Genomic DNA, 19419 nt, shown 5'->3' with positions numbered 1-19419 from the left:
CATGAGAATCTACAATTTCACGGACAACGACGACGTTGACATCGTGGCCCAGCAGGGCATCTTCCAGGTCATCGAATGGAAACGCGATCTTTCGGTCGGATACGGCGATGCCATCAGCGCCTACTTCGCCTCCGAAATGAACGTTCGTCGCCGTCAGGTCATCTGCAATCTCAACGGCCGCGTCGGCGCCACCGTACAGGCCGGCGCCATGCAGTGGGTCGCCGGCAACATCGAGGCCACGACCGGTGTGAAGGGCGTCGGCGACTTCATCGGCAAGATGGCCCGCGGCGCCGTCACCAAGGAATCCGCCATCAAGCCCGAATACGTCGGCAGCGGCATGCTCGTGCTCGAACCCACGTACCGTCACATCCTGCTGCTCGACCCCATGCGTCAGATGGGCGGCAGCATGACCGTCAACGACGGATTGTTCTACGCCTGCGAATCCACCGTAAGCCAGCGCGCCGTCATGGTCTCGCGGCCCAGCGCCATGGTCGCAGGCGGCGAAGGCCTGTTCAACCTCGCATTGGAGGGCGCCGGCACGGTCGCCCTCGAATCGCCCGTCCCCGCGTCCGAACTCGTGACCATCGACCTCGAAAACGACGTGCTCAAGATCGACGGCAACTTCGCCATCGCATGGACCTCAGGCCTGCAGTTCACCGTCGAGCGCTCGGGCAAGACGCTCATCGGCTCCGCTGCCAGCGGCGAAGGACTCGTCAACGTCTACCGCGGCTCCGGCCGTGTGCTGCTCGCGCCGGTCGCCGCGCCGACGTTCGGCATCAACGCCGGCTCCGGCTCGGTGTGATTCGATTCGACGGAGGCGGCGTGATGGTGATGCAGGATGTGTGCGGATTCGGCGGTCCGTGTGCGAAGGCGTACAAAAGTACGTCGAGCTAGGCGGTGCGTCGAAGACACACCGCCTCCATCACCATCACGCCTCTATCACCATCACAGGAAGAGGACGGTGATGATGGCCAAGGCGCCGATCACCGTTCCCCCCGCCGCGGCGAATCGTATGCGGGGCTGATGCAATACGGTGGCCGAAAGACAGTTCACCAGGCCTAGCACGGTGCCGACGATGGCGACGGCGAGCGCGATGGTGAGCGGAACCTTCGGTATGAAGCACAATACGATGGCGACGATGCCGAGTATCACCGCTGCGGCGCTGAGCTGCTGGACGGCCGTGGAGCTGGTCTCCTCGTCCTCTTCATCCTCGTCGATGACGTTGTTGGTGTTGTTGTCGTCGTCGGTTTCGCCGGTGCTGTCGGCATCGATGTTGCCATTGTCGTTGCCGCTCTCATCGGGAGGAATGACGGGGTCGTCGGCACTGGAGTTGGGGGCGTCGTCGTCAGGTGTGTCCGGCGTCGTCGGCCGCGTGCGGTCGCGATCGTAGTCGTGCTGCGAGTCGTCGTGAGGATGCTCGTCGTCTTCCTCGTTCATGATGCTCCTCTGTCTTTTCTTGCTCTCTCGTTGCCATAGTAGGTCCGATGCCGGGCGATGTCATGTCGTGAACAATGCCATCAACATGTTGAAATAAGCGAGATACAATACGGTCTATAGGTAAGGGGCATGACGGATGCCGCGTCGGCGCGAAGCGTCCGCGTCGGCATTCCGTTGTGCATCGGCATACGGCCGGGCGTGAGCGGACGTCGTATCGGCGGATGCCGTATGAGCACTGTAGAAGAGTAGAGGCGATGAGAATGCGTGCACGCTGGGGCAGGGATTCCCGCGGTAATGACTCCCGTGGCAGGAATTCGAAAATCGGTCGGCTGACTGCGGCCGTTGTGGCCGTGGCGACATTGGGATTCGTGGCCGTGGCACCGGGGACGGCATTCGCGGCGGATGGCACGGCCGGCGGAGCGGGGAACGCGGCCGGTGCGACTGCCGGCGCGACCATTGCGGCATCGGGGGACTCCTCGACGGTCGGCAAGACGAACGGCGGTTCGGATACGACGTCGGGATTGGGCTCCGGTTCGGCGGCCGGCAGTGGCAGCAGTTCGGCTGATGGCAGACCGTCAGGCGGCGTCTCGTCCGATGATGCTGCGGCCGGCAGCGGCTCATCCAATACCAGTGGCTCCAACGCCGACGGCGATGGCGGTGCAAGCCGCGAATACAGCACCGAGATCACGTTCACGGTCAACGGGCGTCACACCACCGTGACCCGCACCTACACGGGCAGTCTCGACGTGACCGTGCCCAGCGACACCGAGCTCGATGTGCCGGAAGGGTACGTGATCGTCGGATGGAAGTCGTCGACGGGCGTAACGTACTCCGCCGACCTGCTCGGCGCGAAGGTGAGCGGCGAGAAGACGGTGACGTTCACCGCCGTGCTGGCGCAGCAGCTGCCCGACCTGCCGTCCACGAGCGCGCAGGTGCATGTGCGGTTCGTGATTCCGAACGTGGCGAACGCCGTCGTCAGCACCACGGTGGACCGCGGCAGCTCATACGCCGACGCCTACGCGGCCGTGAAATCGCAGATCGAATCCCGTATGCCGGCGAATCTCAGGATCACCGGCTGGCACGCACTGCTCCACACATACAAGGCCGACCTTTCCGACGCCGGCGCGGCAAACGTGGACACGACCTTCTTCGCCGTTTCCGATCTGCAGGCCACCAACACGCAGATCATGTTCTCGGTGGGCAATCTGTTCGTGCTTGAACGCGTGAAGACCGGTTCGTCGCTTTCCGAAGCGCTCGCCGCCAAGCAGGGCGTAATCAATGCGCTCGTGCCGGCAGGCTACAGCATCACCGGCTGGACCGACGAGCTCACCGGCAAGACGTATGATGCGAATCTTTCGGGCGGCGTGGCCGAAGGCTGGAACATGCATCTGGTCGCCACGCTGAAGAGCAACGGCGGTAACGGCAACGGTGGCAACGGCGGCTCCCCGAGTGATGTGATTCATGTGACAGTGACCTTCATATGGAAGGATGCCGCCGGCAGGACGCATCAGAAGCAGTCGACGGTGCTCAAGGGGCTGTGGCTGCTCAGCAGCGACATCCCCTCGCCGCAGGCCCCGAGCGGCATGATGCTGGACGGCTGGTATTCCGCTTCCGGCATGCGATTCAACCGGTTCCTGCCGGTGCGCGAAGACGCCACCTACACGGCGCGATGGAAGAAGATTCCCTCCATCGGTGGCAGTTCCGGCAATACGCCGAACGGTGCGGGAGTCTCGGGGACCGGGGCCGGCTCGGGACTGACGTCGTCCGGTGACGGCTCGGCCGCCGCGAACCGTACCGCCGCCCAGCAGTGGCTGGCGAACTCGCAGGGCAAGACGCCTGTCGCCGAACAGAACAGGACGCTGGCGACCACCGGCACCGCAATTGCGGCAGTCGCGTTGGCCTCGGCCGCGCTGCTGCTCGCCGGCACCTGCGTCTCCATGCTCAAGGCCTCCCGTGGCAGCGAGGCTGGCGCGTCCGGTGTGGCCGGTGCGTCTGCGGGCGAAGCAAAGTAGACGCGTTCGGCGTGTTCGAGCGTTCGGTGAATTGTGCTGTGATTCAGGGGAATTTGCGGTGGAATCTGTCGGAATCTGATGATTCGCGGTGGATTGCCTCGCGATTTGAGAGATTTGCGGTGTACTCCATCGCAGTCAAATGGAATGGATGGATTGCGCGGCGAATTGGTGTAATTGCAGCCCAATCCATCGGAATCGAGCGGTTTTCGATGGATTGGGCTGCAATTTGATGATTTTGCGGTGTGGTCCATCGGAGAATCGTCGGGTTGGTTTTCAAAACGTTGGAGTCATGCGGTTTCTTTAAATAGGATTGCCTGCCGATGATGGACTGCGGCGCATTTACGCGAAAATACGGTCCAATCCATCGGATTGCGATGATTTTCGATGGACTGGATTGCATATTGGCGTAATTGCGATGCAGTCCATCGGCCATCGTGGATGGAGTCGTGACGCGAGGCTTTCGTACAAGAAATCGACTTAATTCACGGGGGAATGCCGTATCGTCGTCTGATTCCGAGTGGACGCTTTCTCTCCGTCAATCCCGACCGTTGGCAATCCTTTTCGCCGCTTCGTTGTAGACGGCGTAGTCGTCGCGGACGCTGACAATGATGATGCGCATCATGTGTTCGGTTCGTTCAAGCTTGTAGACGATGCGGATGCCGTCGCCACGAAGTTTGACCTTCATGAGTCCGGTGAGGTTATTGCCGCGCTTGTTCCCGAGAGGCTTGCCGTAGCCGCCTTCGGTGGTCGGCAGGGGATTGGTCGAGACCCTTTCGATGGCCTTGAAGACGTGCCCGATGATCGGCTCATGCAGTGACCGAATGTCTTTCTTCGCGGCTTTGGTGTACCTGACGTCCCATCGCATTACTCGAACTCCGGTTCGTAGCCGTCATCGGCGGGCTTGTAGTCCTTGCCGAATACTTCCTCGGGGGAAAGCAGGGTGCCATCGTCGTTCTTGAGGCGTTCCTGCGCTTCGAGATAGAGGGCGAAGTTCTCCTCGGCCTCGGTGAAACGCCGATAATCGTCCGGTGAGATGATGACGGCCGAGGGTTTGTTGTTCTTCATGACGACGACGGGGTTGCCGTCCCCGACGCGGTTGAATGCGCGGCTGGCCCCGCCGTGGCTGAATTCGCTGACGGGAACGAGATTATCCAGAATCGAGGTCATGGGTACTCCTTTGTGTGTGCTCTTGACGATTGTAAAATCATCACGATTAGAATTCAAATTTGAATCATGATTATGATGATGTTTGGGTGCACGGCGAACGTAATACGCGAGTCACTCAGCTTCCGCTGGATGTGAATCTGGCACTTCAGCTATATCCCATCCTTCACCGTCTTGCCCGACGATTTCCTTATAACGAGTGGGGCTGCTGTACCAATCCTCAGGCAAGGCTGTAGCATTTTTAGGCCCTTCTTGTATCCACTCTTTGAGTGCACGAAGGGTGAGATTATCATGCGATGATGGTTCAGACCATGCATCCATGTGTTTCCACAGCTCAATTAACAATTCAACAGGAACTTGATACCGTAGGTCATCAGGTCGAGGATCGGAGTAATAAGTTGATGGAACCGTTTTTTCGCAGTTGTTTCCAATTTCTAGTAACTGAGTCGCACTGAGTTTTGATAATGCTCGTCGCACTCCTGACACGTCGATTTCGGTAAACGCATTAAGAACAAGAGACAGGTCTATGCCATTGGCTTGATAAAGCCATTTATTCATGGATAGACGATCAAGCATGTTTTCAACGTAAGAATGATTCTGCTTGTCGTCATCATCGGTTATTTCTCCAATCAGACTGGTTAAACGCAGTATTAAGTCATAACCGGGAACAGACTGATGTCTGGAAGTTAATAAATCGATGCAGGTGAATATATGAGTCTGCCGTTCGTCGATGGGAAAACTTCTCAAGAGCTCCGCAATAACACGATTTGCTGGTATGGCGGGATTGAGCTTTTCATATCCTGTATGACTTATAGAGCGCGGGAATTCATTTGCCCAATCGCGCTCGTCCTCTATTACTGAGCCATAGAATCGTTGATAGACTTCCAATAGCTGCTCAATGCGAGCCATAGGTATTTCATGGGCTCCGGAAGATTGTTTTGCGTTAATCCAGCTCGCTATTTGATTGTGGGGAAGCTTTATAAAAGTATCTTCTTGTAAACGGGTGAGGTCATATAGGAGAACATACTGCTTTATAGTCTCTGAAGATACTGCAGTTCTTGACTCTGAAGTAAGTGTGAAATACACATCGAATGATTGGGCAGAGGCAATGCGATGAGATTCGGGATTTACTTTCTTCATGTAATGGGAAACGGGGAACAGGAGTTCCAGCGCGAGGCCTTCTCTCCAATATGAGACATCATCAATTTCTTCTTTAAGAAGATTGTAATGATCGGCGAGGTCCGAGTCTTCCGCGTTTACTCTGATGGAGACTTTTCGAGTCTGCTTAGATATCTCTTTAGCCACAAGTGCGCCGCTGTCGAGTAGGGCATCCTTATGCATATAAATCCAGCGAAGCAGTGATGGACGGAATATGGAGATGGCGGTGATGGCGAACAGATCGCCGTAATCGACCTCTCCGGCAAGCACCTGCTTGCGCAGAAGGAATGCGTTCTGCAGACGGTTGGCATCGCGTTTGTTCTTGACGTAGGCCAGAACGGTCTTCTCCACTATATCCTTCTGCCAAGGGCGTTTTTCCAATTGCGTATCATCAAAGCCGCATGCGATTTTCAGGTTCCTGATGATGACTTCGAACGGAACCTCCGGCATGGGAATCGGCATCTGGACGATTTTGTCGAGATAATCGGAGCCGGAATGATTGGACACCTTGTTGAGCGCCTCGGAGACGATGGTTCGGTCGTAGACCGGAATATACACCACATGGGGCAGATCGCCGACCGCCTTCAGGGCTTTGAAGATGTCGGCGATTCCCTGATCGTCGAGCCGGTCGATTTCGTCGATGAACACATAGATGCGGAGATCGGACGCTTTGTATTCCAGCTCATGCGACAGTTGCTCACGTATTTCGGTGAGCTGTAGGGGACTTTCCGGATCCGGCTTGAGCAGTTTGGAGATTTGCTTGAAACCCCAGGCCAATGGTGCGGCATTCGGAATGTAGCTGGCGAATGCGCCAACGGCTTCAACTGCCTCACCGCTGATTTTAGCCGCTGTTTCGAGACGATTCTTCCGTCGTTGCTCCCGCGTTTGCTCGAGCTCGGATTTATCTTCAAGTCTGCCGGCAATGGTGGCGAACATCATCTCGACCACATTGCTGGCATCCGAGAACATCCAGGGGTCGAAGGGTACACACAGCGGGTATGAGGGGATTTGGGTTTCTTCGGAACCCTCTTTTTCGCTTTGTTCATGAGCTTTTGCGGCATTGTCCTGCCAATGCCGCTCAAGTTGACGAATCACGAGGTTTTTCAGGGATGTCTTGCCGCTGCCCCAGGAGCCTTCGATGGATATGGTCATGCTGCCGTGTTTGACGTCGCATTGCTCCAGAACCCTGGCGATGCCATTGGCAAGATTTTCGCGGTTGAACTCGTCTTCCAGATTATTGGTGTTCGTGATCGGCTGATCGTTTACGTACATCGTCGTCGTCCCCCGTTTGTGGTGTTAATCCTCATCATATAGCCGTTGATTGTCGATATGGATGATCAGGAGGGACGTATCGCAGGGATGCAGGAAATGACTTGAGACATGGATATGCACGTTCGGTGAATTGCGCTGCGATTATTCAGGGGAATTTGCGGTGGAATCTGTCGGAATCTGATGACTCGCGGGGTGGTTTGCCTCGCGATTTGAGAGATTTGCGGTGTAATCCACCGCGATTAAATGGAGTGGATGGATTGCGCCACAAATCGGTGTAATTGCAGCCCAATCCATCGGAGCCGAGCGGTTTTCGATGGACCGGGCTGCAATTTGATGATTTTGCGGTGCGGTCCATCGGAGAATCATTGGGTTGGTTTTCAAAACGTTGGAATCATGCGGTTTCTTCGAATCGGATTGCCTGCCGATGATGGACTGCGGCGCATTTACGCGAAAATACGGTCCAATTCATCGGATTTCGATGATTCCCGATGGACTGGATTGCATATTGACGTAATTGCGGTTCAGTCCATCGACACTGGGTGGTTTTCGATGGATTGGACTGTGATTCGGTTGTTTTTGCCGCGTAGCCCATTGAAGCTGGTCGGTTTGTGATGGATGGAACCGCGGATTGGCATGATTGCGTCGCAATCCATCGAAAAAGGCTCCTCTCGGAGTTGAGAGGAGCCCTAAGTGCATAGACCAGCCGTCGATTCCTGAGGTCGGCTGAGGCTGGCGGTGCCAAAAGCCGACCGAAGCCAGTCGAAAACCGGCCGACCGAAGCCGACCGAAGTCAGCCGGAAGTCAGCCGGAAGTCAGCCGGAAGTCAGCCGGAAGTCAGCGGCCCTTGATTTCGGAGCCGACGACCTTTTCGCTCAGGGCGCGCGGACCGCGGGTCAGCGCGACGGAGCCGGAACGCACGAGCTCGATGATGCCGTAGTCGTCGAGCAGCGCGAGCAGCGAGTCGAGCTTCTCGCCCGAGCCGGTGGCCTCGATGACCAGCGATTCGGGATGCATGTCGACCACGCGAACGCGGAACGTCTGCACGATCTCCAGCACGTCGGAACGGGTCTTCGCGTCGGCGGCCACCTTGACGAGCACGAGCTCGCGGTTCACCGTGTTGGCGGAGTCGAGGTCGACGATCTTGAGCACGTGAAGCAGCTTGTTCAGCTGCTTGATGATCTGCTCGAGCGGAATCTGGTCGACGTCGGCGGTCACCGTCACGCGGGAGATGTCCGGACGCTCGGTGGGGGAGACGGACAGCGAGTTGATGTTGAACGCGCGGCGGGCGAACAGGCCGGAGATACGGGCCAGGACGCCGGGGCGGTTCTCCACCAGCACGGAGAGCGTGTGACGCTGGGAGCCAGGCTGCGAAGCGGGATAGTTTGCCATGTCTAAAATCCTTTCCCTGTCAGGCCTGAATGCCCTTGAGCGGCTGGATGCCGGGCTTGTAGGTCACGTCGCTGTTGGAGGCGCCGGCGGCGACCATCGGCCACACCATGGCGTCCTTCCACACGCGGAAATCGATGAGCACCGGACGGTCGTTGATCTCGTTGGCCTTCCTGATGGCCTCCTCGGCCTGCTCCTTGGTGAACGCGCGGATGCCGACGCAGCCGTACGCCTCGGCGAGCTTGACGAAATCGGGCACGTCCATGATCTCGTCCGCGCCGTCGCCGATGGTGTCGCCCTGCCTGGCCTCGCCGTCCATGAGGTTCGTGGCCGAATAGTGGTTCTTGTAGAACAGCGTCTGCCACTGGCGGACCATGCCGTACACGGAGTTGTTGAGGATGGCGATCTTCACCGGCAGACGGTTGAAGAACAGTGCGGCGAGTTCCTCGCTCGTCATCTGGAAGCTGCCGTCGCCGTCGATGAGCCACACCGGCTTCTTGCCGTCGAAGTCGCGGTCGGAACCGACCTGGGCGCCGAGCGCCGCCGGCAGACCGAAGCCCATGGTGCCGAGGCCGCCGGAGGAGATCCACGAATGCGGCTTGTGGAAGTCGATGAACTGCGCGGCCCACATCTGATGCTGGCCCACGCCGGACACCCAGATCGTGTCCGGAGAGGCCTGACGGCTCAGCTCCTGGACGACCCACTGCGGGGCGAGCGTGCCGTCGGGGGACTCGTCGTACTGCATCGGGTACTTCTCGCGAAGATCGTTGATGACGTCCCACCAGGCGTCGAGGTCGGGCTTGCCGTTGATGGCCTGGTAGCGTTCGATCTCGGGAACGAGGTCGTTGAGCACGGTGGCCACGTCGCCGACGATCGGCACGTCGGCCTGGCGGTTCTTGCCGATCTCGGCCGGGTCGATGTCGATGTGGATGACGCGGGCCGCCGGCGCGAAGTCGGGCAGCGAGCCGGTGACGCGGTCGTCGAAACGGGCGCCGATGGCGACCAGCAGATCGCACTGCTGCACGGCGCCGGTGGCGGCGATCGTGCCGTGCATGCCGAGCATGCCGAGCACGGCCGGATCGGATTCGGGGACGATGCCGCGGGCCGGAAGCGTGGTGACGATCGGGGCGCCGGTCACTTCGGAAAGGCGCTTGACCTGTGCGCCGGCATCGGAACGCATGGCGCCGCCGCCCACGTACAGCACCGGGCGGTACGACTGGCCGAACAGCTTGGCGGCGTTGGAGAGCACGCGGCCGTGGGCCTTTGTGGTGGGGTTGTAGCCGGGCAGGATCATGCGCTGCGGCCACGAGTAGTAGAGTTCCTCGGTCTGTGCGGTCTTGGTCAGGTCGACGACGACCGGGCCGGGACGACCGGTGCGGGCGATGTGGTACGCCTCGGAGAGCACGCGCGGGATGTCCTGCGCGCTGGTGACGAGATACGAATGCTTGACGATCGGATACGTGATGCCGACGATGTCGGCCTCCTGGAAGGCGTCGGTGCCGATGGCGTTCACACCAACCTGGCCGGTGATGACGACCATGGGGATGGAGTCCATGTTCGCGTCGGCGATGGCGGTGACCACGTTGGTGGCGCCGGGGCCGGAGGTGACGATGCACACGCCGACCTTGCCGGTGGCCACGGCGTAGCCTTCGGCCGCATGACCCGCCGCCTGTTCATGACGAACCAGCACGAAGCGGAACTTCGTGTCGTCGTTGATGGCGTCGTACACGGGAAGGATCGCGCCGCCGGGCAGACCGAAGACGTCCTCGACCCCCAGGTCCTCCAGCGTACGGACCACGGCCTTGGCGCCGGTCATCTTCTCCCCGTTGACGATGCGCTTGTCCGCCGTCAGCTTCTCGACGGGGCCTTTCGGTACTGCACTGAATGCCTGCAGAGGTGTGGGCAATGCCATGGCTTCCTCTCATCCTTTGGCAGCCGCATGACCGGGCCTGCCATAACTACGTAAACGGAAACAGGATATCCCGCGAGCGTGCCGTAGGGGAGATGTGCTCCGAATCGCGGACACGGTGGGATGCCGGCCGCTGCCCGCTTGTGACGGGCGCGGCGACGCTATGCGCTACAGTCTAGGCGCTGGTGTCGTCCGCGCCTAACCGACGTCTGATCGCGCTACTCGTCGAGTGCGTGCCAGGCGCGTTCGGCGGCGGCGAGCTGGGCCTTGCGCTTGGACGATCCGGTGGCGGAGGCGAGCTCCCTGCCGCCGTCGCCGAGCAGCACATGCGCGGTGAACTCCAGCCGGTATTCCGGGCCGCCGACCTCCATGCGGTACACGGGTTCGGGCAGCCCCATCTTGTGGGCCTTCACCGTGAGCGACGTCTTCCAGTCGAGCGCCGGACCGGCCTGCGTGTACTTCGCCAGTTCGCCGTCGATGAGGCCATGCACCACGTTGCGGGCCACGTCGATGCCATGCTCGACGAACACCGCGCCGATCAGCGATTCCACGATGTCGCACAGAATCGAGTCCTTGTCGGCGCCGTTGTCGTCGGCCTCGCCGTGGCCGAGCAGGATGTACGGGCCGAGATGCAGCTTCGTGCGCGCGATTTCGGAGAGCGACTCCTCGGAGACGGTCTTGGCGCGGATCTTGGCCATCTGGCCCTCGGAGAAGTCGGGGTGGTTGAAGAACAGCGTCTCCGTGGTGACCAGTTCGAGCACGGCGTCGCCGAGGAACTCGAGACGTTCGTAGTGCGGCATGCCCTCGTGCTCGTGCGAGTACGAGCGGTGGGTGAGCGCACGGATGAGCAGATCGGGGCTGATCGTGGCGCCCAGGGCGTTCAGCAGGCGGGCGGTGGCGTCGCCGGGACGGTAGTCGCTGGTCTTGTCGTGGGCCACGGTGTCGGTCAGTGATGAGGCAGCGGGGGCGGCGCCGTGGCCAGTGGCGGCGTTGTCGGCGTGGTTCTTGTTCTTCTTCGTCATAATGCGTCCCAGTCTAGTTCTCGCTCTGCCCGAGGATTTTCGCTCCGCCCGACGAATACCCGACGAATACGAAAGAACCCCGCCACCCGTCGATGGCGAGGTTCTTGATGTCAGTGGTTCACGCAATCACTTGGAGAACGTGGACTTCACCGCGGAGCGGTAGACGCGACCGCGGAACTGGCCGCAGTTCGGGCAAGCCATGTGCGGGAGCGTACGCTCGCCGCAGTTCGGGCAGGCCACCGTAGCGGCGGCGGAAGTCTTCCAGTTGGCGCGACGCGAATGGGTATTCGCACGCGACGTCTTGTACTTGGGCAGTGCCATTTCGGACCCTCTATTTCGATCGAATTTCTTATTGAGCTTAAGCCTTCGGTATTTTAGCGCAAATTCGAAGGTTTGTCATCTTGATGTCGGATTTCGTCGTACCCAGCGACGGAACCGGCATCAGAATCGACGTCGGCTCACTTGTCGTCGCCGGCCTCGGCCTCGAGCTGCGCCTTGAGCGATTCCAACGCCGACCAGCGGATGTCGGAGACCTCGTGATGATGGTCCGGATGCTCGTTGAGGTCCTCGCCGCACTGCGGGCACAGGCCCTGGCAGTCCGGTCGGCACAGCGGCTTGAGCGGCAGCGACTCGACCAGGTTGTCGCGCAGCAGGGCCTCGATGTCGGCGAAGGTGTTGTTGCCGGCCAGCGGGTACGTGTCGTCGCCCTCCTCCTCGCCGGCGATGATGTCGACCTCCTCCTCGCCATGGCCGCCCTTGCGACGCTGGTCGTGGACGTCCGGCGCATAGGGGAAGAACGCGGTGACCGTGATCGTGTGGTTCGCGTTCAGCGGCTTGAGGCAGCGGGAGCATTCGGCGGTGACGGGCGCGGTCACGCTTGCGGTGAGCACGAGTCCGTCGACGATGGAGTCGAAGGAGCCGCAGACGTGCACCGGCGCCCCCTCCTTGATGCTGATGACCTCGTCGCCGATGCCGCTGGGGGCGGGGAAGTCGGCGTCGACCGACTTGCTCTGGCCGGGACGGCTGGCGACCTGGGCGATCGACACCGCCCACGGTGAGGTTTCGGGATGATTGGCGTTCATCATACGTCCTTTGCAGATGGAGGATCAGTTGGAATAGTCGTCCGACGACAGGTGCGGCATGTCCTGCGCGGCCTGTCGCTGACGTTCGGCAAGCACGGCGAGGCCGTTCTGCACGCCGTGCGACGCCTTGGCCAGCTGCTCGCTCAGCTCGGTGAGCACGGCCGTCGAATAGTTGTCGGCGCCGCGGGTGAGCTTGTCGGCCTTGGCCTGCGCCTGGTCGAGGATGGAATGCGCGCGCTCGGTGGCGAGCGCCACTACGTTCTCCTGCCCGGCGAGGAACTGTGCCTGCTCGTTGGCTTCGCGGATGATCGTGGCCGAGCGGCTCTGCGCCGCGGCGATGATGGCGTTGGCCTGCGACTGCGCGTTCTCGAGTCGGCGCTCGGATTCGCGCATCAGGGCCGAGGCGCGTTCGAGCTGCACGGGCAGCTTGCCCTTGAGCTCGGTGATGAGCGTGGTGATCTCCTCACGGTCCACGCGCACCTGCGTGCCCGAGAAGAACGACCCCTTCGACGCGTCCACGAGCTCCTCGAGCTGGTCGAGCAGGTCGTAGACGGTGGTGAACTGGTTCTTGGTAGTCAGGTCCTCGTCGTCATCGTCCTCCATGAGCATGCGCTGGAAGGTCTGGGCGTTGGGCTTGATCGCCGACTTCGGACGGTCGATGTTCGTGGAGTCGTCCAGGTCGACCCGTCCGTTGGTCACGGTGGGAATGGAGAACGAGGGCCGTCGGTATGGCGCGGCCGCCGGTTCGGTCGGCGCTGGGATCGCGACGGAGGAATACGGTTCGGAATACTCCTCGTAGGAGGTCACGGGGCCCGGCGTGGCGTCGTCGTTCGTCGCCGCGCCGGCCGGGGCCTGCGTCGGCGAATCCGCGTCCGCAGGATTCCCGTGGATGCCCATGCGGTTGGCGACTTCGGACTCGCCGGTGTCGTCGTTGTCCGGGGTCACATAGCCATCCCTGACGTCGTCCATGATTATCTCTTTTCACTCCTCAATGCTTCGATAAGCAGCGGCGCCACGTAGCCCGGCACCAGGCCGGTCACGTCGCCGCCATGACGTGCCACATCCTTGACGATGGAACTGGAGATATGCTCCTTCAGCGGGTTCGCCGGCAGGAACATGGTCTCGACGTTGCCGATCTGCTTGTTCACCAGCGCCATGCCCAGCTCCGCCTCGTAATCGCCATTCTGGCGGAGTCCCTTGACTATCACCTGCGCGCCGACCCTGGCGCAGTAGTCGGTGATCAGTCCTTCGGTGCTGGTGACGACGATATCGGGGAATCCGTCCTCTGCCAGTACCTCGCGGATCATCTCCACGCGCTGCGTTTCGGTGAACATCGGCCGCTTCGCCGCGTTGACCGCCACCACTACGTGGACTTGTTCGAACAGGTGCGCACATCGTTCGATCACATCGATGTGCCCGGAGGTTACCGGATCGAATGAACCGGGGCATACAGCTATAGTCATGGATTCCAGATTACCGCGTCCTTTGGAGACCGAGGCCGCCGCTTTGCGATGCGGCCTCGGTCGCGCTGTGTGATTCGTCACATCACCGTGGAATATAAGCCTCTATTATTGAATCGATATGGTCCAGCATCGTTTTGCGAGCGAGGAATGAGGCATGATTATGAGGAATGTATTCGATGACGGTTTCGTTGACGACGCGGTCTCCCCGCTTTCCACGCCGGATTCCGGCAGCGGCACCGCGGTGCTCGAGCGTCCCGAGACCAAGACCGAGGGGCAGAAGACCGACGACGGCGATGCCGACCGCTTCGCCCACTACGTATCCAAGGAGCGCATGGCGGAGTCCCGCCTGACCGGCCGGCCGGTCGTGGCCCTGTGCGGCAAGGTGTGGGTGCCGAAGCATAATCCGTCCGATTATCCGGTGTGCCCCGACTGCAAGCGCATCTACGACGAGATGCGCTAGCGAGTCGCGGCGCGGGACGAAGCAATACGGGCTGAAATGCCCGTTATCCGTTGTTTGTGGTGTTCTATGGCCGTTTTCATGCGGAAAAACGACCATAGAACACCACAAATTCAGTTTTCGGGCATTTTGACCTGTATTTTGTACGTTTTGTACGGTTTCGGTTCGTCGGAACCTACTATTTCCGCCGTCACTCGATGGTGAGGACCTCGGTGGGGATGGCCTGTTCGCCGTTGCTCAGCGACAGGGCGGTCACCGGCAGCTCGTCGAGCGCCTTCTTGTGGTAGTCACGGGCCGCGAGCAGCGCCTCCTTGCTGGCAAGGGACTCGTCGATGTCGCCGTGGTCGACGGCGGTGATCATCAGATCCTTCGTGTCGCCGTATTCGGCCGGCGCCTCCCATGCGGCGAGCTTGTCGGCCGGACCGCACAGCACGAGTTCGCCCTGCGCCAGACCGTACTGGTAGCAGCGCAGCGCACGCTTGCGCCAGCCGTCGGTGCTCTTGCCGAACGACTTCTTGGCCACCGGATGCATCGCGCCGTCGGAGCCCTCGCGTTCGACCAGCTTGTACACCATCGCGCAGGTGGGGTGTCCGGAGCCGGTCACCAGCATGGTGCCCACGCCGTAGGAGTCCACGGGCGCGGTCTGCAATGCGGCCAGCGCGTATTCGTCGAGGTCGTTGGTCACGGTGATCTTCGTGTTCGTGGCGCCCAGCGAATCAAGCTGCTTGCGGGCCTTCTGCGCCAGCGACGCCAGGTCGCCGGAATCGATGCGGATGCCGCCGAGCTGGGGGCCGGCCACCTCCACGGCCGTGGTGATGGCCTTCTCGATGTTGTAGGTGTCGGTGAGCAGCGTGGTGCCGGGGCCCAGGGCGTTGACCTGCGAGACGAAGGCGTCGCGCTCGTCGTCGTGCAGCAGCGTGAACGCGTGCGCGGCGGTGCCGATGCACAGCAGGTCGTACTTCTTCGCGGCGGCCAGGTTCGCGGTGCCGGCGAAGCCGCCGACGATCGATGCACGTGCCGCGGCCACGGCGGCGCTTTCGTTCGCACGGCGTCCGCCCATGTCCATGCACGGACGGTCGCCGGCGGCCGACGTCATGCGGGAGGCCGCCGACGCGATGGCCGAATCATAGTTCAGCACGGAGAGCACGAGCGTCTCCAGCAGCGTGCATTCCGCGAACGTGCCCTCGACCTCGAGAATCGGGGAGTTCGCGAAGAACGCCTCGCCCTCGCGGTAGGCGCGGATGGTGCCGGAGAACGAGAAGTTCTCCAGCCACTTGGCGGTCTTCTCGCTCACCACATGACGGTCGCGCAGGAACTTCAGGTCGGATTCGGTCGGACGGAAGTCCTTGAGCATCTCCACGATGCGGCCCAGACCGGCCACGATGCCGTATCGGCGGCCGGTGGGCAGATGACGGGTGAACACCTCGAACACGCACTGGCGGTCTGCGGTGCCGTCCTGCATGGCGGCGTCCAGCATGGTGTATTCGTACATGTCGGTCATCATGGCCGATGAGTAGTCGGTGTTGGTCATATCGTCCTTCTTCGGGTCGCGGGATGTCAATATGAATTTCTGTTGTATGCGATTGTAGGCCGTTCGTTCCCGAACGCGGTCACTTTACGAGTTTCGCCGGCAGGACGCGGTCGAGGGCGACAAGCACCAGACCGAGCACGAGGAACGCGGCCAGCCCCTCGCCCACGTTGATGCCCAGTTGCGTCCAGCCGATCTGCGGCAGGTTCAGGAAATCGTACGGATACGGCGTGCCGTCCTTCAACGGGCCCGAATGCGGCCAGATGGCCGCTCGAATCAGCACGCCCATCACATAGACCGGAATATAGATGAGCCACGTGAGGCAGTACGACCATTGGAATTTCCGATGCTCGTCGAAGACGAGAAAATCGATGACCGCGGCGATCGGCACGATGATGTGCGCGTACGTGACCGTCATCAGGCCGAACACGCGCGGCGTCGACGGATCGGCCGCCGGCAGCAGGAACGCCGCCACCAGACCGGCCACCGCGATATACAGCGTCAGGCATCCCTTGAGCCACACCGGCGGTTCGATGCCCTTGAGCAGCGTGGCCGCCCCCGACCACAGCATCACGACGCCCAGAAGCAGCGCCGTCTGGAAGGTGAAATACGTCAGGGAGGCGAACTCGTGCAGATGCCAGATCTCATACGTGCCGGCGAAACAACAGGCCGACGTGGCGAATCGGAATATCGCGGCCAAGAATCTCATGACAGTCATTCTATTGGCCGCGTCGAACGTTGCCGGCCGGCAATCGTTCGACGGTCCGAACCATGGACGCGGGCCCGCTGCGGACGGCGGTTTTGTCGGCTAAGCCGGATACGGTCGGGGGCAGTGATTCCGTAAGATTCCGAGGTTAACCATGGTTCAGATCAAAGACATGCTCGACGTCAATCAGACGATTCGCCCCGACGGCCGCGCCGTCGACGAACTGCGTCCGGTGAAGATCACCCGTCATTGGACCGACGCCCCCGAAGGCTCCGTGCTCATCGAATGCGGCAACACTCGCGTGATGTGCACCGCCACGTTCACGCAGGGCGTGCCGCGCTGGCGCAAGGACTCCGGACTCGGCTGGGTGACCGCCGAATACGCGATGCTGCCGCGCGCCACATCCGAACGCACCGACCGCGAATCCGTGCGCGGCAAGATCGGCGGCCGCACCCACGAGATCAGCCGACTGATCGGCCGCTGCCTGCGCGGCGTCGTCGACATGAAGGCGCTCGGCGAAAACCAGATCCAGCTCGACTGCGACGTGCTGCAGGCCGACGGCGGCACCAGGACCGCGTCGATCACCGGCGCCTACGTGGCGCTCGCCGACGCCGTGGCCTGGGCCAAGGAGCACAAGGTGCTGCGGGCCAATCGCCAGGTGCTCAAGGACCAGGTGTCGGCCGTCTCCGTCGGCGTGATCGACGGCAAGCCGATGCTCGACCTTCCCTACGTGGAGGACAGCCAGGCCATGACCGATATGAACGTGGCCATGACGGGCGCCGGCGCGTTCATCGAGATCCAGGGCACGGCGGAGCATCGTCCGTTCACGCGCGCCGAGCTCGGCGAGCTGCTCGACCTGGCCGAAAAGGGCAACCGCGAGCTGCAGGCCCTGCAGCGCAAGGCGCTCGACGAGGACTGACGGCAGACGTCGGTGCGCCGCGGACCGGTGCGGGAACGACGGTTCCCGTCGGTCTCTTCGGAACGGCATCGGGGCCCCGTACGTTTCCAAACGTACGGGGCCTCCCATATTGTTGGGAGGGCGCAGCAGCATAGAGGCAACGTGCCGCGCATAGTTCAGAGAGGTAGATGCCATGAGCAACACGGTCAAATTGGTGGTCGCCACCCATAATGCAGGCAAGCTGGTGGAGATTCGTCGCATTCTCGCCGAGGACCTCGGCGAGGACGCCGACCGTATCGAACTGCTGACCGCGGGCGAACTGAACCTGCCCGACCCCGTCGAGGACGGCGCGAGCTTCGAACAGAACGCGCTGCTCAAGGCGCGCGACGTCGTGCGCCGCACGGGTCTGCCGGCCATCGCCGACGACTCCGGCCTGATCGTCGACGTTCTGGGCGCGGCCCCCGGCATCCTTTCCGCACGTTGGTGCGGCCGTCATGGCGACGACGTGGCCAACTACGAGCTGCTGCTCGCTCAGCTTGCCGACATCCCGGACCGCAACCGCACGGCGCGCTTCCGCTGCGCCGCGGCGTTCGTCACGCCCGAGGAGGGCCAGAGCGAGGCGCCGTACGGCATCCACAACGAGAACGTGGAGCTCGGCGACATGTGCGGGCGCATCATCCGCGAGCCGCGTGGCGAGCACGGTTTCGGCTACGATCCCATCTTCGTGCCGAACGACCAGCCGCAGCGTGCGAAGGAATCCGGCGAGGAGCTCACCAGCGCCGAGATGACGCCGGAGGAGAAGAACGCCATCTCGCACCGTTCCAAGGCGATTCAGGCACTGGTGCGCAGCATCAGGCGCGCTCTTATCGACTGAATCGTTCGAATCAGGCCGGAATCAGGTAGTTCGCGGCGGTCATGGCGACCATGCCCATCACCGCGGTGACGGACAGGCAGAAGCCGGCCATCTTCGCGTTGCCGAGCACGCGGTCGGAGAACAGCGTGGCGAACACGGCGGTCGGCGCCATGCACAGCATCACGATGGCCTTGCGCGTGGCCGCGTCATACGGCAGCAGGAACCAGGTGACCAGGCAGAACAGCGCCGCGAACGGAATACGCCAGGCCACCACGCGCAGCGCCTGCGAGATCTCCTTGCGGTTGTTCGGGAAGTCCATGAGCATGCCGACCATGAGCATCGAGCAGAAGCCGTTCGCGTCGCCCACCGGGCTGAGGACGTCCACCACGATGCCGGGCAGCTTCACGCCGGTGAACATCAGCACGATCATGAGCAGATAGGTGTCGAACGGCACCGACGTGAGGAAGCTCTTGGCGATGCCGCGCATCGTGGCACGGCGGGCGAGACGGCGTGCATCCCTGTCCTTCGGCTTGATGCGGGGCAGACGCGTGACGGTCATGTCGCCGTGATTCTGCTCGCTCAGCGGCTTGTCGGGGTTGATGTGCAGCAGACGCTGCGTGAGCAGGTTGTTGCCGGCGGCCACCACCACGCAGTTGCCCATATCGAACATGGCGCCCGTGACCAGCGACGCCGAACCGAGCATCGACTGCATGACGGGGAAGCAGAAGTTGCCGATGTTGAAGCCCGCGCCGTTGAGCATGAGGAACGCGCGCTCGTTCACCGGCTTGCGGCGGCTAACGAAATACAGTATCGGGGTGGGGAAGAGGCCGCATGCCAGGCCGAACAGCGAGATCCACAGCAGCTTGGGGTCGTGGGGGTTCGTCAGGAACGACACGATGATTGCGGCCGGCAGCGTGAGGTTGAACACGATGCGCTGCAGGATGCGATAGTCCTTCTCGCCGAAGATGCGTGCGCGCTTGAACCCGTAACCGACGAAAACGATCGCGAGCAGGGTGATCGGATGAATCAGTCCCGACATGACGTCCCTCTCCTGGATTCTCGCGAATCCATG

At 61.5% G+C, this 19419-nt stretch carries 20 protein-coding genes; 5 read left to right on the top strand and 15 right to left on the bottom strand.

Features of this window, described 5'->3' with window-relative positions; genetic code table 11:
- The first annotated feature begins 1 nt into the window (after position 1).
- Positions 2-802, top strand: coding sequence for an AIM24 family protein (locus tag CS006_RS02490; protein WP_100510178.1), 801 nt, complete (start codon positions 2-4; stop codon positions 800-802).
- A gap of 143 nt (positions 803-945) precedes the next feature.
- Here CS006_RS02490 and CS006_RS02485 read toward each other — a convergent pair whose 3' ends face one another.
- Positions 946-1437, bottom strand: a complete 492-nt coding sequence (locus CS006_RS02485; RefSeq protein WP_100510177.1) for a hypothetical protein — start codon at positions 1435-1437, stop codon at positions 946-948.
- Positions 1438-1691: 254 nt separating this feature from the next.
- On the opposite strand from CS006_RS02485, the gene CS006_RS02480 reads away from it, so the two are divergent.
- A complete protein-coding gene (locus tag CS006_RS02480) occupies positions 1692-3449 on the top strand; it encodes a hypothetical protein (protein WP_133119515.1) in 1758 nt (585 codons plus the stop codon).
- A 43-nt stretch (positions 3450-3492) separates the two neighbouring features.
- Here CS006_RS02480 and CS006_RS10645 read toward each other — a convergent pair whose 3' ends face one another.
- The 11 genes from CS006_RS10645 to coaD all read right to left on the bottom strand — a co-directional run bounded on the left by CS006_RS10645 (position 3493) and on the right by coaD (position 13905).
- Complete coding sequence (locus tag CS006_RS10645; RefSeq protein WP_133119514.1) at positions 3493-3882, bottom strand: hypothetical protein; 390 nt, start codon at positions 3880-3882, stop codon at positions 3493-3495.
- A 102-nt stretch (positions 3883-3984) separates the two neighbouring features.
- Positions 3985-4314 carry a type II toxin-antitoxin system RelE family toxin gene (locus tag CS006_RS02475; RefSeq protein WP_100510175.1) on the bottom strand — a complete coding sequence of 110 codons (330 nt, stop codon included), beginning with the start codon at positions 4312-4314 and terminating at the stop codon, positions 3985-3987.
- Positions 4314-4616 carry a type II toxin-antitoxin system Phd/YefM family antitoxin gene (locus CS006_RS02470; RefSeq protein ID WP_100510174.1) on the bottom strand — a complete coding sequence of 101 codons (303 nt, stop codon included), beginning with the start codon at positions 4614-4616 and terminating at the stop codon, positions 4314-4316. Before CS006_RS02470 ends, CS006_RS02475 begins: the two co-directional genes overlap by 1 nt.
- A 111-nt stretch (positions 4617-4727) precedes the next feature.
- Entirely contained in the window at positions 4728-7043 is a 2316-nt protein-coding gene (locus tag CS006_RS02465) for a KAP family P-loop NTPase fold protein (RefSeq protein WP_100510173.1), read from the bottom strand.
- An 834-nt stretch (positions 7044-7877) separates the two neighbouring features.
- Positions 7878-8432: an acetolactate synthase small subunit gene (ilvN, locus tag CS006_RS02460; protein ID WP_100510172.1), complete on the bottom strand. Its 555-nt coding sequence runs from the start codon at positions 8430-8432 to the stop codon at positions 7878-7880.
- 19 nt (positions 8433-8451) lie between these two features.
- Positions 8452-10341, bottom strand: a complete 1890-nt coding sequence (locus tag CS006_RS02455) for an acetolactate synthase large subunit (protein WP_100510171.1) — start codon at positions 10339-10341, stop codon at positions 8452-8454.
- A 215-nt stretch (positions 10342-10556) separates the two neighbouring features.
- Entirely contained in the window at positions 10557-11360 is an 804-nt protein-coding gene (rnc, locus tag CS006_RS02450; RefSeq protein WP_100510170.1) for a ribonuclease III, read from the bottom strand.
- Positions 11361-11486: 126 nt separating this feature from the next.
- Complete coding sequence (gene rpmF, locus CS006_RS02445; RefSeq protein ID WP_100510169.1) at positions 11487-11681, bottom strand: 50S ribosomal protein L32; 195 nt, start codon at positions 11679-11681, stop codon at positions 11487-11489.
- A gap of 137 nt (positions 11682-11818) precedes the next feature.
- The gene (locus CS006_RS02440) at positions 11819-12445 is read right to left on the bottom strand and encodes a YceD family protein (RefSeq protein ID WP_423734821.1); all 627 of its coding nucleotides are present in this window, start codon (positions 12443-12445) and stop codon (positions 11819-11821) included.
- 21 nt (positions 12446-12466) lie between these two features.
- Positions 12467-13339: a cell division protein gene (locus tag CS006_RS02435; RefSeq protein ID WP_100510465.1), complete on the bottom strand. Its 873-nt coding sequence runs from the start codon at positions 13337-13339 to the stop codon at positions 12467-12469.
- 74 nt (positions 13340-13413) lie between these two features.
- A complete protein-coding gene (gene coaD / locus CS006_RS02430; RefSeq protein WP_100510168.1) occupies positions 13414-13905 on the bottom strand; it encodes a pantetheine-phosphate adenylyltransferase in 492 nt (163 codons plus the stop codon).
- Positions 13906-14065: 160 nt separating this feature from the next.
- Here coaD and CS006_RS02425 point away from each other — a divergent pair, with 160 nt between their 5' ends.
- Positions 14066-14365 carry a DUF3039 domain-containing protein gene (locus CS006_RS02425; RefSeq protein ID WP_165777230.1) on the top strand — a complete coding sequence of 100 codons (300 nt, stop codon included), beginning with the start codon at positions 14066-14068 and terminating at the stop codon, positions 14363-14365.
- A 187-nt stretch (positions 14366-14552) separates the two neighbouring features.
- On the opposite strand, the gene CS006_RS02420 is transcribed toward CS006_RS02425, so the two are convergent.
- Both CS006_RS02420 and CS006_RS02415 read right to left on the bottom strand, forming a co-directional pair.
- Positions 14553-15893, bottom strand: coding sequence for a nicotinate phosphoribosyltransferase (locus tag CS006_RS02420; RefSeq protein ID WP_100510464.1), 1341 nt, complete (start codon positions 15891-15893; stop codon positions 14553-14555).
- Between the two features lie 79 nt (positions 15894-15972).
- On the bottom strand, positions 15973-16599 hold the full coding sequence (locus CS006_RS02415; RefSeq protein ID WP_100510166.1) for a Pr6Pr family membrane protein: 627 nt from the start codon (positions 16597-16599) through the stop codon (positions 15973-15975).
- 151 nt (positions 16600-16750) lie between these two features.
- On the opposite strand from CS006_RS02415, the gene rph reads away from it, so the two are divergent.
- Both rph and rdgB read left to right on the top strand, forming a co-directional pair.
- Positions 16751-17515 (top strand): ribonuclease PH, encoded by a 765-nt coding sequence (gene rph, locus CS006_RS02410; protein ID WP_100510165.1) that lies wholly within the window; start codon positions 16751-16753, stop codon positions 17513-17515.
- Positions 17516-17687: 172 nt separating this feature from the next.
- The gene (gene rdgB / locus CS006_RS02405) at positions 17688-18368 is read left to right on the top strand and encodes an RdgB/HAM1 family non-canonical purine NTP pyrophosphatase (protein ID WP_100510164.1); all 681 of its coding nucleotides are present in this window, start codon (positions 17688-17690) and stop codon (positions 18366-18368) included.
- Between the two features lie 10 nt (positions 18369-18378).
- Here the strand turns inward: rdgB and CS006_RS02400 are convergent, their stop codons facing one another.
- Entirely contained in the window at positions 18379-19386 is a 1008-nt protein-coding gene (locus tag CS006_RS02400) for an AEC family transporter (protein WP_100510163.1), read from the bottom strand.
- Positions 19387-19419 lie beyond the last annotated feature (33 nt).

This window comes from Bifidobacterium primatium (genome assembly GCF_002802875.1).
Lineage (GTDB): Bacteria > Actinomycetota > Actinomycetes > Actinomycetales > Bifidobacteriaceae > Galliscardovia > Galliscardovia primatium.
This window is presented reverse-complemented; position numbering and strand designations above follow the sequence as displayed.